Raw genomic sequence first — 15,191 nt, forward strand, 5'->3', positions numbered from 1 at the left:
GGCGGCCCGCTTCCTCCGCAGCACATCTACGAGGGCGTCCAAGTCCGCTCCGGCCCGGGCTGACGGCGCCTGGCGCCCGACTTGCGGCGCAGTCATTGTCGATGCCGCTGCGTGGTATGGACAGCGGCCAACCGGATCAGATCAGCGCGGCCTTTGAGCTGCAGTTTCGCATACACCTGGTAGAGATGACCCTCGACCGTCCGGATCGAGATCCCACTGATCCGGGCGATCATCGCATTCGTCTTTCCGGACACCACGAATCGGGAAATCTCCTTCTCACGACGGGTCAGACCGAACATCCAAACCGGATCGCCGCCCGGCTCCTCCGGTTCCGGTCCGCTACGGCGAGCTGCCCCGGCTACCTCCGTCAGGCGCCTGAGTTGAGGGGCCGTTAGCCCCTGCATCAGCGGCAGGTCACCCTGTTCGAAGTGCCCCGAGTATCCGGCGAAAGCCAACGATTCCAAGGCCTGGAACAGTTGCTCGGGATCGTCTTCCAGCACCGAGTGGGCCAGCATCAGGTGGGGCACCGAGGCGACCGTCTGGGTGCTGGCGGCAACCTCCGCGAGACGGGGGGCCAGCCACGTCTCACCGAAATGGAAGGCCCCGGACACTGCAGCCAACTCCACCGCGCGGAGCCCTTCGGCGGCGGCACGGTCTGCAAGGGCCACCAGCCGCGCGGTACGCGCCTTCGGAGAGTGGATCCGCCCCATGGACCAGCCCAGCAGCAGTTCCGCCATCCACCCGAGACGTCCGAGGGGTTGAACCTCGTCGGCGCTGCGATTCTCTTGGGCATAGGACTCCAAAACGCGCGAGGAGTCCACTCCCCCGGCCTCCAGCGGCCTCTGCTGCCCGTCCGGAACATCGGCACAGTACGCCTTGACGGCCAAGGCCGTCTCCAGGTCTTGCGGACGCCCCAGGCACTCCAACTGTGCCACCGCCGTGGCGGCTCGCTGCCCCGCCCGGACCTGATCACCGCTGACGGCTTCCAGGACGGCCAGGACCAGATCGGCGTACTGCACCGCATAGGGGTTGCCGTGCTGTCCCGCGAGGACCGCCTCGGCGAGATCCCGGCAGCGGTCCAACTGTCCGCAGGTGGCGAGCACGGTCAGCATGGACTCAGCCAGCAGGGCCCGTTCGAAGGGACCGATCAGGTCGTTGATGATGCCCAGGTTCCTGAAGCCGGCCAGCTCACGGTCGAGTTCGACCACGATCTGGATGGCCCCGGCCTGGTCATCGGAGAGGGCCAGGGCCTCAGCCCGGAGGGCACGGGCCCGGCACCGGATGGACTCACGGGTGAAGATGGCGCCGTCGTCGGTCTGCGGGTCGGGTAGGTGGTCCTCCGGCAGGGAGTCCAGCAGTGCGTGGACTCGGCGCGCGTCGCCGCGCACCGCAGCCAGCGCGGCCGCCTGCACGATGAGTGCCGCTGCACTGCGTTCCGGGCAGTTCTTCAGGACCGCCTCCGCACCCTCCAGGTCTCCCACCATGAACCGTGTCCGCGTCTCGGCCCAGGCGAGGTGCATCCTGCCCATCACCGAGGCCGCCCGGATCGGCTGGGCGGGAGTCCTCTCGTGGTCGAAGAACAGGGCCACGGCCTCGGTGGAGTTGCCGATGGCCACGAAGTCCTGCGCCGCCCGGAGCACGCTGAGGTATCCGGGATCCAGCATCTCCAGGGTCGCCGTCAGCTCACGGCGACGGTCCGGCTCGATCGCCGCCATGGTCTCCGCGGACTGCACGGCACTCAACTGGGCCACCCGACCGCTGTGTTCACTGCGGATCTCCAGGGCTCCGGTCTCCTCCAGCTCGTCGAGTTCGGCGGCGTACCCGGTGTGGATGAGGTCTCCCACCCGCATGGGCCCGCAGATGGCGAGCATCTCCAAGAGGGCGCGTTGCCGCACGGGAAGGCCCCGCAGCATGGCGGAGGGATCCCCGCCGCTGGTCGGGCGCGGCAGTGGACCTGAGTCGAGCACCCAGTCGGCCCCGCTGCGCCGCAGCTTTCCGGAGGAGATGCAGTCTCGCGTCAGCTGGCGTAGCCGTTGGATGGAACCGCCGGAGTGTTGCCACAGGACCGTCGCGGCGAAACGCGTCACCGGCCCTCCGGCCACCTCTTCCACCAGGCTCTGGCTGGCCGCGGGCGTCAGGGGCCAGACCGTGATCCCGGTCAGGGTCCCGAGCCGCCGCAGCGCGGCCAGGTCGATCGGGACATCGGTGGAGCGCTCGCAATGGACCACCAAGGTGATGTGGTGGATCTGTGCCAGCTGGGCCAGGACGGTGATGGTGCCCGCATCGATCTGGTCCGGCTGGGACACGATCACGATGGCCGGCTCGGCGCCGGGAGGGCAGAGGAATTCGGACAGCACCCGCATCAGGCCGTGGGAGTGGGTCGGCGGAGCCTCCTGAAGTCCTGAGAGCAGGATGGCCAGCGCCCCGTAGGGCGTGGCCGAGGCGAAGGCGCTGCCGTGCAGACGGAACACGGCGCGGTCCGCCGGCACGGAGGCCAGCGCGGCCTCGATGGTCTCGCGGCGATCGCCGAGTTCTCCGGTCAGGATGGCCCCGCCGGGCCCGTCACCACCGAAGATCGATTCCAAGGCCCGGACCGCCTCGTCCGGGGAGTCCATCCACCGCCCGTTGGCTCCGGATTCCAGCCAGGACAGGTCCAGTGCGGGAATCACCGGGACGGCCAGCGGTGCTTGCTCGGCAGACCCTGACGGGCCGTCCATGCGGGTGACAGCAGACAGGCCGGGGAGGACCTGCTTGACGGCGGTGGGGTCACCCGAGGTGAGCGGGATGGAATGTTGAGGTGCGGCTTGAGACAGTGCTTGAGACGGAGACGGTTGCATACCCTTTGCCCTTGATGTATACGGTGGCCTGCCGGGTGGGGAAGTTCCTGGAAGGACACTGAGTGCGATCAGATCACAGGGAGGGGATTCCCTAAGCACCAGATCTTAGGGACAGGATGGGGCCCAGCGGAAGGGTTGCCGATTGGATCCCGTGAATATTACGGGGTCCGCGGGTTCCGCCCATAGGATTCGAACCTATACTGCACAGCTCCAAAGGCTGGCGTGCTGCCATTACACCAGGGCGGACCGGCCGGGGACCGAAGCATCACCCGGACCGGCAACCTATTCTTCCACAAGGACCGGCGAGACCTCGTCGGCCTCCTCGTCAGCCGGCACCGTGTCGTCAGCCCTCGGCGACCTCCCCGGCCTCGAGCCAGGCCATCTCGGCCTCGTCCTTGCGCTCGTGGAGGTCGCCCAACTGTGCGGTGGCCGCGGCCAGGGCCTCGAAGTCGCCGGCCTCGGAGAGCGCCGCCATCTTCTCGTGCAGCCCCTGCTCCTCCTGGCTCATCCTGGCCAGCTGCTTCTCCAGCTTGGCGGCCTCCTTGCGGGCGGCCCGCTTCTCGGCCTCGCTCGGCCCGGTCGCATCCGACGCGGCTCCGGCGGATCCCTGCCCGACGCCGGCCCCGGCACCGGAGCGCCCGGCCGCGGTGCCAGCTCCCCCGCCGGCCCCGGGCCCACCGGCGCCCGTCCCGCCGAACCCGCTGCGGTCAGCGGCCCCCTGTCCGGCGCGCAGTCGCAGGTACTGCTCCACACCCCCGGGCAGGTCCCGGATCTGGCCGTCCCCCAGCAGCGCGAGCTGGTGGTCGGTGACGCGTTCGAGCAGGTAGCGGTCGTGGGAGACCACCACGAGGGTGCCGGGCCAGCCATCCAGCATGTCCTCCACGGCGGCCAGGGTGTCCGTGTCCAGGTCGTTGGTGGGCTCGTCCAGCATGAGCACGTTCGGCGAGCCGACCATCAGCCGCAGCAGCTGCAGCCGCCGGCGTTCCCCGCCCGAGAGGTCCGCCACGGGCGTCCACTGTCGCGAGGTGCCGAAGCCCAACTGCTCCAGCAGCTGCCCCGGGGAGACGTCCTTGCCGCCCACCTGGAAGGAGTTGCCCTCCCGGGCCATCACCTCGGCCACCCGCAGGTGGGAGACCTCGTCCAGCTCGGTGACGTCCTGGGTGAGGATGGCGGTCTGCACGGTCTTGCCGCGCCGCACCCTTCCGGAGTCCGGGCTGAGCTGGCCGTCGAGCAGACGCATCAGGGTGGACTTGCCGGCGCCGTTGACGCCCACGATCCCCACGCGCTCGCCGGGCGCCAGGCGCAGCGTGACGTCGTCGAACAGCGTGCGCCTCCCGCCGCCGTCGTGCCCCTCCCCGGGCACCGGGACGGAGAAGGTGACGGACTCCAGGTCCAGCACGTCCTTGCCGAGCCGCGCCGTGGCCATCTTCGCCAGGGAGACCGAGTCCCGGGGCTCGGGGACGTCCGCGATCACCGCGTTGGCGGCCTCGATGCGGAACTTGGGCTTGGCGGTGCGGGCCGGGGCGCCGCGGCGCAGCCAGGCCAGCTCCTTCTTCACGAGCTGCTGGCGCTTGCCCTCGATCACGGCGGCGGCGCGGTCCCGCTCGGCGCGGGCGAGCATCCAGGCCGCGTAGCCGCCGTCGAAGGGCTCCACCTCGGCGTCGTGGACCTCCCAGGTGCGGGTGCAGACCTCGTCCAGGAACCAGCGGTCGTGGGTGACCACCAGGAGCCCGCCGTCCGTGGCCCGCCAGCGGGTCTTGAGGTGTTCGGCCAGCCAGGCCACGCCCTCCACGTCCAGGTGGTTGGTGGGCTCGTCCAGGAAGATCAGGTCGTCGCTGCCGGCCAGCAGCTTCGCCAGCGCGGTGCGGCGGCGCTGGCCGCCGGAGAGGGTTCCCACGGTGCGGGACCAGTCGAGGCCGCCGAGCAGCCCGCCCATCACGTCCCGGATCTTGGGGTCCGAGGCCCATTCGTGGTCCTCCGCGTCCCCGACCACCGCCCGCTGGACCGTGTCCTCCGGGTCCAGGTCGTCCCGCTGGTCCAGCACACCCAGGGTGGTGCCGCCGCGGCGGGTGACGCGGCCGGCGTCGGGCGACTGCTGTCCGGACAGGATCCGCATCAGGGTGGACTTGCCGTCACCGTTGCGGCCGACGAGGCCGATCCGGTCCCCCTCGTCCACGCCGAGGGAGACGGCGTCCAGGACGGTACGCGTGCCGAAGGAGATGCCGATGTTCTCGGCGCCGAGCAGATGAGCCATTTACAGCACTCTAGTCAAAGGACCCTGGCCCCATGGACCGGTCCGTGGACGGCCACGGCGGCCACCCCCGTGCGGTCCTCGATCCGGGCGGCGAGCTGGAACGACTCCTCGGCGGAGCGGGCCAGGAACATCACGGTGGGCCCCGAGCCGGAGACCAGTCCGGACAGCGCGCCCTCCTCCAGGCCCACGTCCAGCATCTCGGAGAGTTCGGGCACCATGGTGGCGGCCGGCACCTGCAGGTCGTTGGCCAGCCGCAGGGCCAACTCCTCGGCGTCCCCCGTGGTCAGGGCCTGGACGAGCTCCCGGTCCACCTCCGGCGCCCCCTCGGGCACCGGCAGCGCCTCCTCCTCCCGCAGCCGGTCCAGCAGGGCGTAGACCTCCGGGGTGGACAGCCCCGTGGTGGCGGGGATCAGGACCAGGTAGACCGGGTGGCGGGCCAGCAGCGGCGTGAGCTCATCCCCCACCCCGAGCCCGACGGCGGCCCCGCCCATCACCGCGAAGGGCACGTCCGCGCCCAGCGGCGCGGCGATCTCGGCCAGCGCCTGGCGGGACAGGCCCGCCTCCCACAGGGAGGCGCAGGCCAACAGGGCGGCGGCGGCGTCCGCGGAGCCTCCGCCCATGCCGCCGGCCACGGGCACCTGCTTGGTGATCTCCAGGTGCACGCCGTGGCTCGGGGCGTCCAGCCCGAGGTGCTCCCGCAGGCGCAGGGCGGCGCGCACCGCCAGGTTGGAGGCGTCCGCCGGGATCACCGCCGGGTCCACGAAGGCGCTGGACTGCTCGGAGAGGGACACGGTGATCTCACCGTCCGCCCGGGGCGTGGCGGTGACCTCCTCCAGCAGGGACACGGCCAGGTAGACGCTGGCCACCGGGTGGTAGCCGTCCGCCCGGGGGACCCCCACGCGCAGCGAGAGGTTGACCTTGCCGGGGGCCTGCGCCGTGACGTGACTGAAGAGCCGGGTGGTGGAGGGGACGGGCAGAGACACTCAGGTTCCTTCGGTGGGGGCGGGCCGGTGCGCGGCGATGCGGGCGAAGTCCTCGATGCCGAGCACCTCGCCCCGGGCTTGGGGGTCCACGCCGGCGGCGCGCAGGGCGGTCTCGGCCGCGGCCGGCGAGCCGGCCCATCCGGCCAGGGCCGCCCGCAGGGTCTTGCGGCGCTGCGCGAAGGCGGCGTCCACCGCGGCGAAGACCTGCTGGCGGCTCGCCGTGGTCTCCGGGGGGCGGCGCCGGGTGAAGGCCACCAGGCCGGACTGGATCTTGGGGGCCGGCCAGAACACGTTCTTGCCGATGGTGCCGGCCTTGCGCACCGAGGCGTACCAGGCGCCCTTGGCCGAGGGCACGCCGTAGGTCTTGGACCCCGGGGGCGCCGCCAGCCGGTCGGCGACCTCCTCCTGGACCATGACGAGGCCGTGGTCCAGACAGGGCAGCTCGGCCAGCAGGTGCAGCAGCACGGGCACCGCCACGTTGTAGGGCAGGTTGGCCACCAGGGCGGTGGGCGGTCCGGGCGCGGCCTCGGGTCGCAGGGCGTCGAGCTCGGCGGCGGAGACCTGCATGGCATCGGCCAGCACCACGGAGAGCCGGTGCTGCGCGCCGGGGCGGAACTCCTCGGCCGTCCGGGCCAGGCGACCGGCGGGGACGGGGTCGATCTCCACGGCCGTGACGGCGGCGGCAGCATCCAGCAGTCCCAGGGTCAGCGAGCCCAGCCCGGGGCCGACCTCCAGGACGTGCTCCTCCGGCCCGGTCCCGGAGGCCGCCGTGATCCGCCGGATGGTGTTGGGGTCGATCACGAAGTTCTGGCCCAGCGTCTTGGTGGGCCGCAGGTCCAGTTCCGAGGCGAGCCGCCGGATGTCGGCGGCGGAGAGCAGGGGGTTCTCGGGTGCGGTCACGCGCTCCATCCTACGGTGAGGGGCAACGCCAAAGGCCCGCCGGGGCGGGCCTTTGGGGATAAACACGGCCGTCAGGCCGGCGGGCGGCCGGGGTGGGGCCGGGCCGGGCCGGGGCTGGGCCTAGCGCAGGCCGAGCTGCGCGGAGCAGGCGGGCCAGTGGCCCCAGCCGCCGTTGGAGCGCAGCACCTCGGCGGTGGCGATCTGCTGGGCCGGGGTGGCCTGGTGCGGCAGCGGCGCGTACTGGGTGCCGCCGGCGCCGGCCCAGGAGGAGGCCGAGAACTGCAGGCCGCCGTAGTAGCCGTTGCCGGTGTTGATGGACCAGTTCCCGCCGGACTCGCACTGGGCCAGGGCCTGCCAGGCACCCGAGGTGGGGGCGGAGGCCTGGGAAGGCGCCGAGGCTGCAGACGAGGAGGAAGAGGAGGACGAGGACGAGGAGGAGGCGGACGAGGGGGAGGCGGACCCGGAGGTGCTGCGGCTCGGGGCGGGCACCGGAGCCGGCTCGGGCTTCTTCGTCCCGACGGCGAGGCGGCGCTCCACGGGCTCGCGCACCGTCTCGGTGGCGGTCGCCTCGCGGCCGGTCTCCTCACCGTCCACGGTGGTGACGGTCCAGGTGGTGGACTGCTCGCCGGAGCGGCCCTCGGCCAGCACGGTGGTCTTGCCCTCGGCCAGGTCCTCGTCCTGGACCTTGACGGTCTCGAACGGCAGGGCCTGGGTGGTGGTCTCGGTGGTGGTGTCCACGCGCTGGACGGTCACGGCCACGTCCGCCGTGATAGCGGCGTCGCGGGCCGGGGTGATCGAGTCGTTGTCGTCGAACTTCACCCCGCCATCGCGCAGGGCCTGCTCGATGTTCTCCGCCTGGGTGGCGAAGGAGCGGGTGTACGGGCCGGAGGTCACGGTGACGACCTTCGGCAGGTCCACGGTCACCTGGGAGGCCCGTTCCAGCTGCAGCACGGAGCTGCCCAGGTCGGATCCCGGTGCGGAGGCCTCGCCGGCGGTGATCTCGCTCGCGGACTGCGCGGAGGCGGTGGCCTCGGCGCCACGCTGGGCGACCACGAAGGCCACCAGTCCGCCGACCACGAGGGCCAGTGCAAGTACTTGGGCGATTCCCTTGGCCAGACGGCCCTGCATCACTCGTGCCATGATCTTCCAGACGTCGACATCTCCGGGCACGGGGTTTCAGGGCCGATGGCACAGGCACTGGTGGCCCGATCCGGCCATTTGAGGGTCAACAGTAACGGCTACATAACGAAGATCTCAAATTGGTCACGGTGCCGCGTGTCGGTTTCTGCTCAGATTCAAACCGTGACCGCCCTGCGCGCCGGAGGGAACGCGCTGGTCAGGAGCGCTCAGAAATCCCCGTAGACCAATCGTGTGTTGTTCATCACAGCGGCGGCGAGGGCATCGGCCTCCACCCCCCGGGTCTCGGCCATGCCACGCAGGGTCAGGGGCACCAGATACGGGGCGTTCGGGCGGCCGCGCCAGGGGTGCGGGGTCAGGAACGGGGCGTCGGTCTCCACCAGGAGCAGTTCCTCGCGGGCCTCGGTCAGGGCGCCGCGCAACTCCTCGTTGGCCTTGAAGGTCACGGGGCCGGCGAAGGACATGTACCAGCCGTGTTCGTTGCAGACCCGGGCCAGCTCGGCGTCCCCGGAGAAGCAGTGGAACACCACGCGGTCGGGCCTGTTCGGGGTGTCGAGCAGGATCCGCACCACGTCCTCGTGGGCGTCCCGGTCGTGGATCTGCACGGCCTTGCCGAGCCGGTGGGCCAGCTCCAGGTGCCAGCGGAAGGACTCCTGCTGGTCGTCCACGCCCTCGGGCCCGGTCCGGTAGTAGTCCAGCCCCGTCTCCCCCACGGCCCGCACCCTGGGGTGCGCGGCCAGGGTCTCGATCTCGGCGAGCGCGGCCTGGAGGTGTCCGCGCTCGGCCAGCCGGGCGGCGTCGTTGGGGTGGATGGCCACCGCGCCCAGCAGCCGGGGCTCGGCCTCGATCGCCTCGATGGTGAACCGGGCGGACTCCACGTCACACCCCACCTGGATGGCACCGGCCACGCCCACGGCCTCGGCCGCGTCCATGGCCTGGTGCACGTCCACCGAGACCAGGCCGTCCCGGAAGTCAAGGTGCGTGTGGTTGTCCACCACGGGCACACCTAGCGGCTCCGGGGCCGGCGGGTACTCCAGGCGGCGCTTTCGCTTGGACTTCTCCTCCGTCGGTGCCCGACGACGGCCATCCCCTGAGCCGTTCGCCCCACCCGCTCCTGTGGTCGGGCCGGATCGGTCGGCCGGCTGGTCGGCGGATCCGTCGGGCCGCTCGTCGACAGCCGGGGCCGGCCGGTAGGCCGCGGGCACGCCTGCGGCGGGGTCGGCGTCACGGGCTGCGTCGGTGGACTTCGCGGATGCTTCAGAGGCCATGTCCACCATGCTGGCACATGGACGGATCCGGCCGGAGCCCGCAGATGCGGGTGGGCTTCGGCCTCAGAAGCGATCGGGATCTACGCGGTCTTCGTGGCGCGCTTTCGGGCGTAGGCACGGGCGGCGCGCACTCGGTCGCCGCACCGATTGGAGCACCACTGCCGGCGGGCGTGTGTACGCAGGAAGAACCGCTGGCAGGAGTCCGCCTCGCAGGCTGCCACCTGGGGCGCCTCGTCGCCGGTGAGCAGGGTGGCGGCGTCCTCGGCGATGGCGGCCATGGCGTGCTCGACGACCTGGGTCATCGGGTGTTCGGGACTGCGGGTAAACCCGGTTGCCGGGTCGAAGCGCAGCAGCAGCGCCCCCGGGGCGCTGGTCAGTGCGCGGTTGAGGGCATCAACGGCCGCGGCGGTGGGGACGTCCCCGGTGGCGTGCGCGGTGAAGAGGTCGCGCAGATCGTCCCGCAGGCCCCTGAGCCTGCCCTGGCAGTGCTCCTGCAGCCCGGCCTCGGGCGCCATGAGGTCGCGGGCGATGAGCCACGCCGTCGCGGCCTCCGGCGTCGACAGCTCATCGAAACCCCTGCCGCCGACCAGGCCGACGGCGCTGTTGACGAGCGCGAGAGCAGGGTGCTCCCGGGCGCCCGGAACGAGCGGGAGTGAAGACTCAGCCATGCCCTCATGGTATCCGACAGATTTTCCCGTGACAGTTTTGTTAGAGTCAATCACGTCAAAGCATCCGATTACCCATGAGAAGTGAGACGTGCATGCTCCCGGCTCCACCCTTCGGCACCGCCCCGTTCGCGCTGTCCGTCCACACCGGCGGGGGCCCGGGCATCGGGCAGACCGCCGCCGAAGGCCTGCAGGCCACGATCGAGACGGCAAGTGCTGCGGACCGTCGCGGCTACCACCGGTTCTGGATGTCCGAGCACCACGCGATGCCGGCGCTGTCGGTGGCCTCGCCGCCGCTGATGATCGCCCGCCTGATCGCCGCGACCGAACGGATCCGCCTCGGAGCGGGCGGGGTGATGCTGCCCAACCACGCCCCGCTGGTGATCGCCGAGCAGTTCGGGATGCTCGAGGCTCTCGCCCCCGGGCGCATCGACCTGGGCCTGGGGCGCGCACCGGGAACCGACGGGGCCACCGCGGCAGCACTGCGCCGCGGGGCCGGAGCCAACGACGCGTTCCCCCAGCAGGTGGCCGAGCTGCTGGGCTTCTTGGCCGACGACTTCCCGGCGGGCCACCCCTACCAAACGGTGCACGCGGTACCGGGCCCGTGGCAGGCCGAGCAGAACAGAGTCACCGCCCCGGCGACGACCCCGGAGGCCTGGATCCTCGGGTCCTCGCCGTACTCGGCGCAGCTGGCAGCCCGGCTGGGACGCCCGTACGCGTTCGCCCTCCAGTTCGGCGACGCCGACATCGACACGGCGATGCGCATCTACCGGGAGAACTTCACCCCCTCCCCGGCGCTCGACCGACCGCACACGCTGGTCAGCGTCAGCACGATCGTCGCCGAGGACGCCGACGAGGCCAGACGGCAGGCCTCCACGACGGCGATGGCGATGCTGCGCATGTTCAAGCGCGAACCGTACGCGCTGCTCCCACCCGAGGAAGTCGCCGCCTACCCGGCGACCGCGAACGAGCGGGCCATCCTGGACCTGTACACCAACCGCACCTTCGCCGGCACCGCGGCCACGGTCGCCGCCCGGCTCGAGCAACTGCACGAGCAGACGAAGGTCGACGAGGTCATGACCGTGGTCGGCGCCCATGACCTGTCCGCCGCGACCGGCACCGTCGAACTCCTCGCCGACCACTACGACACCCCCACCGCCTGAACCCATCAGCACGATCCATCGCACCCACTGAGCAGGAGAACCATCATGTCCGCCCCACGCCGCGCCCTCATCGTCATCGATGTGCAGAACGACTACTTCGACGCCGACGGCCCCCTGGCCATCCAGTATCCGCCCCGTGAGGATTCTCTGGCCCGCATCGTGGGCACCATCGCCACGGCCCAGCAGGCCGGGATGCCGGTGGCCGTCATCCAGCACGAATACCCCGCCGGTGCCCCGGTGTTCGCCGCCGGGTCTCAGGGATGGCAGGTCCACCCCGACGTGGAGGCCGCCGTGGACGCGTCGGCCCAGCGCGTCACCAAGTCCTATGCCAGCGTGTTCGCCGACACCGGACTGCTCGACTGGATCCGCGAGCACCAGGTCGACACCATCACCCTGGTGGGTTACATGACCAACAACTGCGTGCTGGGAACCGCCTCCGACGCCGAGTCGCTGGGGCTGGCCGTGGAGGTCCTTTCCGACGCCACCGGTGCCATCCATTTGGCCAACGAGGCCGGCAGCGTCCGCGCCCAGCAGCTGCACGAGACCCTGATGGTGGTGCTGCACTCCAACTTCGCCGCCGTGGCCACCACCGAGGATTGGACCGCCGCCGTCGCCGAAGGCGCCCCGCTCTCGAAGGGTGATCTCGGGTCTTCGGCCATGCAGGGCCGGCGGTCCATCGCCACCGCCTGACCCCTGGCACCGGACGGGGCCAGGCGACCGCTCCCGGCCCGCATCCGGCAGAACAGGCTCAGGTCCACTAGCGGCGCCCCCTCGACCCATCCGATGGATTTCCCGGTGAGGGGGCCGCTGGGTGCCGGGTCCCCGCCGGTTCACTACTATGGACAGTTGCACCCCTCACCTGCGAAAGGCCACCCCGAGAATGACCGACCAGCAAGCCACGGTGCTCTTCGTGTGCACGGGCAACATCTGCCGTTCCGCCTACGGGCACCATCTCCTGGCCCGTCAACTGGAACAGCAGGCCCCAGGCCGCTACCGGGTCGTCTCCGCTGGCACGCAGGTCAACCCCCGCCTCACAGTCCCTCAGCAGATCCACGGGCTGCAGGGTGCCGCGGCGCTTCAGACCCTCGGCGCCCACTCCCCCACGGCGCTCAATGCACGCACGGTGCAGCAGGCAGACCTCATCCTCGCGGCCACCGAGGAGCACATCGCCCGGATCCTGCGGGACACCCCGGGCGCACTGAACCGGACGTTCACCATGACCGAGTTCGGCGCCGCCGCCGAGGCCCTGCAGAACGGGACTCTGCCGGCCTGGGGCGGGCCGTCGTCGGGCACTGGGTCTTCCGAGAACCTGCCCGAGCGGGTCCGGGCCCTGGCCCGGCACCTGGCCCGGCACCGGCCGGTGGTCCGCGGCTCGCTGGACTCGATCGACCTGCCGGACCCGTACGGTCGCGAGGATGCCGCCTATCCGGCCATGGCCGAGGTGCTGGAGCCGGCGGTCGGGCACATGACGCAGCTGCTGGCGGGCCTCACCCGCTGACGCCGGGCGCGCCGGCTCAGCGCGCCGGCGCGGGATGGAACCGCTGCTGGGCCTGTTCGAGCGTCCCCTCGGCGAGGGCCTCCACGGCGTCCGCCGCGCGGTCGACGTGCAGGGGCAGCAGCTCGCGCTCGGCGGCGGAGAAGGGCTTGAGAACGTAATCGGCGGCGGGCTGACGCCCCGGGGGGCGGCCGACGCCCACGCGCACGCGCAGGTAGTCCTTGGTGCCGAGCACCTGGGAGACGGACTTGAGCCCGTTGTGACCACCCTCGGACCCGCCGATCTTCAGCTTCAGGGCGTCGAAGGGGATGTCGAGTTCGTCGTGGATGACGATCAGGTGCGCCGGGTCCACGGAGTAGAACCGCGCCAGGGCGCCCACCGGGCGCCCTGACACGTTCATGTAGCTGGCCGGCTTGGCCAGCAGCAGCTTCGGCCCGCCGGGACGCACATGGGCGGTCCCGACGGCGGCGCCCGCCTTGTGCGCGGACAGGCCGGTGCCGAAGCGGTCGGCCAGTTCGTCGATGACCATCTGGCCGATGTTGTGGCGGGTACGGGCGTAGTCGGGCCCGGGGTTGCCGAGCCCGACCACGAGCCACGTATCCTGCGATGCCACGGGGAGGATCAGCCCTCGGAGCCTTCCGCGGCAGCGCCACCCTTGGCACCCACGGTTGCCGGCTCCTCGGCCTCTTCCTCCGTCTCGCCCAGGTCCTGCTCGATGGTCTCGGCGATGGTGGCGATGACGTAGTCGTCCTCGAGCTCCAGGGTGGTGCCGGCGGGCAGCTTGACGTCCTTGGCGTAGACGTGCTCGCCGGCCTTGCGGCCCTCGATCTCGATGGTGACGCTCTCGGGCAGGGAGGTGGCATCTGCCAGCACCGGCACGGAGGCCTCCTCAAGGTTGAAGGTGGTGCCCGGGGCGGCCTCACCGTCCACGTGGACCCACACGTCGACCACGACCTTCTCGCCCTTGCGGACGGTGATGAAGTCGATGTGGGCCACGGTCTGGGAGATGAAGTTGCGCTGGATGTCCTTCGGCAGCACCAGGTGCTCCTCGCCGTCGCGGACCAGGGTCAGCAGGGCGTTGGGGTTGCGGACGGCCAGCGTGGTCTCCTGGGTCGGCAGCAGCAGGTGCACAGGATCGCCGCCGTGGCCGTAGACCACCGCGGGGATCTTGCCCTCACGGCGGGCCTGGCGGGACGCGCCCTTGCCGAAGTCCTCGCGGCGCTCAACCTGGATCTTGATCTGGTCACTCATGGGATGTTCCTCCTGTACTACTCTTCCGCGGCCACGGTGGTGGCGGCGGGCCTTCCAGGGATGAAACGTTAGGAAATCGCCGTGGTGCGGTTCTCAGCATGCAGTGCCTGGATCCGGTACGGCGGCCTTGTCGATCACGGAGCGGGACGCTCCCTCGCCTGGGCAACGCCGACCATCCTACCAGTAGGCTGGGATTCCGAGGGGCCCGCACCATCGCAGGAGGATCCGTGGAACCGTCACCGTCCAGCCAGGTTCTCGACGAGGCCTGGGAGGCCGGCGGCGAGCAGCTCACCGCCACCACCCGGTCCATGCTGATGGCCATGGACTCCGTGGTGGACGGCAAGCACACCGCCGTCCGCACCGCCCTGCTGGTCCTGCTCGCCGGCGGGCACCTGCTGGTGGAGGACGTGCCCGGCGTGGGCAAGACGCTGCTAGCCCGTGCCCTGGCCCGGACGGTGGGCGGCTCGGTCAAGCGCATCCAGTTCACCCCGGACCTGTTGCCCGGCGACGTCACCGGGGTCTCCGTGTTCAACCAGGACCGCCACACCTTCGAATTCCGTCCCGGCGCCGTCTTCGCGAATGTGGTGATCGGGGACGAGATCAACCGGGCCTCGGCCAAGACCCAATCCGCGCTGCTGGAGTGCATGGAGGAACACCAGGTCACGGTGGACGGAACCACCCACCGGCTGGACGAGCCGTTCATGGTGGTGGCCACCCAGAACCCCGTGGAGTCCGAGGGCACCTATCCCTTGCCGGAGGCCCAGCGGGACCGGTTCATGGCCCGCATCACCATGGGGTATCCGGATGCCGAGGCCGAGCTGCAGATGCTCCACACCCACCAGGACCCCCGGCCCTCGGCCGCCCCCGTGAACCGGCTGCAGCAGGTCGCCAGCACCGAGCAGGTGCTGCGGATGATCGAGGCGGTCTCCCGCGTACACGTCGCCGATCCGGTGGCCCGCTATGTGGTGGACCTCGGCCGTGCCAGCCGGGAGCACCCCGAGGTGCTCGTCGGCGCGAGCCCCCGCTCGCTGCTGCAGCTGCTGCGGGCGGCGAAGGCCGAGGCAGCGATCAGAGGGCGCGCCTTCGTCACCCCGCAGGACGTGGCCGCCGTGGTGCCAGTGGTCTTCCCCCACCGGCTGATGCTGCGCCGCCGGTCCACGGACGAGGCAGCCCAGGCCGATGCCGCCACGGAGCGGATCCTGCACTCGGTCCCCGTCCCCGCCGGACCGTGACGGACC

The 15,191-nt window shown here is 71.2% G+C and carries 13 protein-coding genes and 1 tRNA gene; 4 read left to right on the forward strand and 10 right to left on the reverse strand.

Annotation, left to right across the window (positions count from 1 at the left end; all coding sequences use genetic code 11):
* Positions 1 to 92: 92 nt before the first annotated feature.
* The 8 genes from AB0K08_RS05190 to AB0K08_RS05225 form a co-directional block, all read right to left on the reverse strand.
* The gene (locus AB0K08_RS05190; protein ID WP_363352359.1) at positions 93 to 2,717 is read right to left on the reverse strand and encodes a LuxR C-terminal-related transcriptional regulator; all 2,625 of its coding nucleotides are present in this window, start codon (positions 2,715 to 2,717) and stop codon (positions 93 to 95) included.
* Positions 2,718 to 3,011: 294 nt separating this feature from the next.
* Positions 3,012 to 3,083, reverse strand: a tRNA-Gln gene (locus AB0K08_RS05195).
* Positions 3,084 to 3,180: 97 nt separating this feature from the next.
* A complete protein-coding gene (locus tag AB0K08_RS05200) occupies positions 3,181 to 5,091 on the reverse strand; it encodes an ABC-F family ATP-binding cassette domain-containing protein (protein ID WP_363352361.1) in 1,911 nt (636 codons plus the stop codon).
* Positions 5,092 to 5,105: 14 nt separating this feature from the next.
* On the reverse strand, positions 5,106 to 6,074 hold the full coding sequence (locus AB0K08_RS05205; protein ID WP_363352363.1) for a 4-(cytidine 5'-diphospho)-2-C-methyl-D-erythritol kinase: 969 nt from the start codon (positions 6,072 to 6,074) through the stop codon (positions 5,106 to 5,108).
* Positions 6,075 to 6,974, reverse strand: coding sequence for a 16S rRNA (adenine(1518)-N(6)/adenine(1519)-N(6))-dimethyltransferase RsmA (rsmA, locus tag AB0K08_RS05210; RefSeq protein WP_363352365.1), 900 nt, complete (start codon positions 6,972 to 6,974; stop codon positions 6,075 to 6,077).
* A gap of 120 nt (positions 6,975 to 7,094) precedes the next feature.
* Complete coding sequence (locus AB0K08_RS05215) at positions 7,095 to 8,114, reverse strand: transglycosylase family protein (protein WP_363352367.1); 1,020 nt, start codon at positions 8,112 to 8,114, stop codon at positions 7,095 to 7,097.
* Positions 8,115 to 8,320: 206 nt separating this feature from the next.
* Positions 8,321 to 9,379, reverse strand: coding sequence for a TatD family hydrolase (locus tag AB0K08_RS05220; RefSeq protein ID WP_363352369.1), 1,059 nt, complete (start codon positions 9,377 to 9,379; stop codon positions 8,321 to 8,323).
* Between the two features lie 80 nt (positions 9,380 to 9,459).
* On the reverse strand, positions 9,460 to 10,047 hold the full coding sequence (locus AB0K08_RS05225; RefSeq protein WP_363352371.1) for a CGNR zinc finger domain-containing protein: 588 nt from the start codon (positions 10,045 to 10,047) through the stop codon (positions 9,460 to 9,462).
* Positions 10,048 to 10,121: 74 nt separating this feature from the next.
* Between AB0K08_RS05225 and AB0K08_RS05230 the strand changes: the two genes are divergently transcribed.
* The 3 genes from AB0K08_RS05230 to AB0K08_RS05240 all read left to right on the forward strand — a co-directional run bounded on the left by AB0K08_RS05230 (position 10,122) and on the right by AB0K08_RS05240 (position 12,705).
* The gene (locus AB0K08_RS05230) at positions 10,122 to 11,207 is read left to right on the forward strand and encodes an LLM class flavin-dependent oxidoreductase (protein ID WP_363352373.1); all 1,086 of its coding nucleotides are present in this window, start codon (positions 10,122 to 10,124) and stop codon (positions 11,205 to 11,207) included.
* Between the two features lie 45 nt (positions 11,208 to 11,252).
* Positions 11,253 to 11,897 carry an isochorismatase family protein gene (locus AB0K08_RS05235; protein WP_363352375.1) on the forward strand — a complete coding sequence of 215 codons (645 nt, stop codon included), beginning with the start codon at positions 11,253 to 11,255 and terminating at the stop codon, positions 11,895 to 11,897.
* A gap of 190 nt (positions 11,898 to 12,087) precedes the next feature.
* Positions 12,088 to 12,705, forward strand: coding sequence for a hypothetical protein (locus AB0K08_RS05240; protein ID WP_363352377.1), 618 nt, complete (start codon positions 12,088 to 12,090; stop codon positions 12,703 to 12,705).
* A gap of 16 nt (positions 12,706 to 12,721) precedes the next feature.
* Here AB0K08_RS05240 and pth read toward each other — a convergent pair whose 3' ends face one another.
* On the reverse strand, positions 12,722 to 13,315 hold the full coding sequence (gene pth, locus AB0K08_RS05245; protein ID WP_363352380.1) for an aminoacyl-tRNA hydrolase: 594 nt from the start codon (positions 13,313 to 13,315) through the stop codon (positions 12,722 to 12,724).
* 8 nt (positions 13,316 to 13,323) lie between these two features.
* Positions 13,324 to 13,953 (reverse strand): 50S ribosomal protein L25/general stress protein Ctc, encoded by a 630-nt coding sequence (locus AB0K08_RS05250; RefSeq protein WP_363352382.1) that lies wholly within the window; start codon positions 13,951 to 13,953, stop codon positions 13,324 to 13,326.
* A gap of 227 nt (positions 13,954 to 14,180) precedes the next feature.
* On the opposite strand from AB0K08_RS05250, the gene AB0K08_RS05255 reads away from it, so the two are divergent.
* Positions 14,181 to 15,185 (forward strand): MoxR family ATPase, encoded by a 1,005-nt coding sequence (locus AB0K08_RS05255; protein ID WP_363352387.1) that lies wholly within the window; start codon positions 14,181 to 14,183, stop codon positions 15,183 to 15,185.
* Positions 15,186 to 15,191: the final 6 nt, after the last annotated feature.

This window comes from Citricoccus sp. NPDC055426, assembly GCF_040677445.1.
Classification (GTDB): Bacteria; Actinomycetota; Actinomycetes; order Actinomycetales; family Micrococcaceae; genus Citricoccus.

Coding starts and splice junctions, on each gene's coding strand:
- AB0K08_RS05190 (WP_363352359.1), bottom strand. CDS start 2,717: ATGGACGGCCCGTCAGGGTCTGCCGAGCAAGCACCGCTGGCCGTCCCG.
- AB0K08_RS05200 (WP_363352361.1), bottom strand. CDS start 5,091: ATGGCTCATCTGCTCGGCGCCGAGAACATCGGCATCTCCTTCGGCACG.
- AB0K08_RS05215 (WP_363352367.1), bottom strand. CDS start 8,114: ATGGCACGAGTGATGCAGGGCCGTCTGGCCAAGGGAATCGCCCAAGTA.
- AB0K08_RS05220 (WP_363352369.1), bottom strand. CDS start 9,379: ATGGCCTCTGAAGCATCCGCGAAGTCCACCGACGCAGCCCGTGACGCC.
- AB0K08_RS05225 (WP_363352371.1), bottom strand. CDS start 10,047: ATGGCTGAGTCTTCACTCCCGCTCGTTCCGGGCGCCCGGGAGCACCCT.
- AB0K08_RS05230 (WP_363352373.1), top strand. CDS start 10,122: ATGAGAAGTGAGACGTGCATGCTCCCGGCTCCACCCTTCGGCACCGCC.
- AB0K08_RS05235 (WP_363352375.1), top strand. CDS start 11,253: ATGTCCGCCCCACGCCGCGCCCTCATCGTCATCGATGTGCAGAACGAC.
- AB0K08_RS05240 (WP_363352377.1), top strand. CDS start 12,088: ATGACCGACCAGCAAGCCACGGTGCTCTTCGTGTGCACGGGCAACATC.
- AB0K08_RS05250 (WP_363352382.1), bottom strand. CDS start 13,953: ATGAGTGACCAGATCAAGATCCAGGTTGAGCGCCGCGAGGACTTCGGC.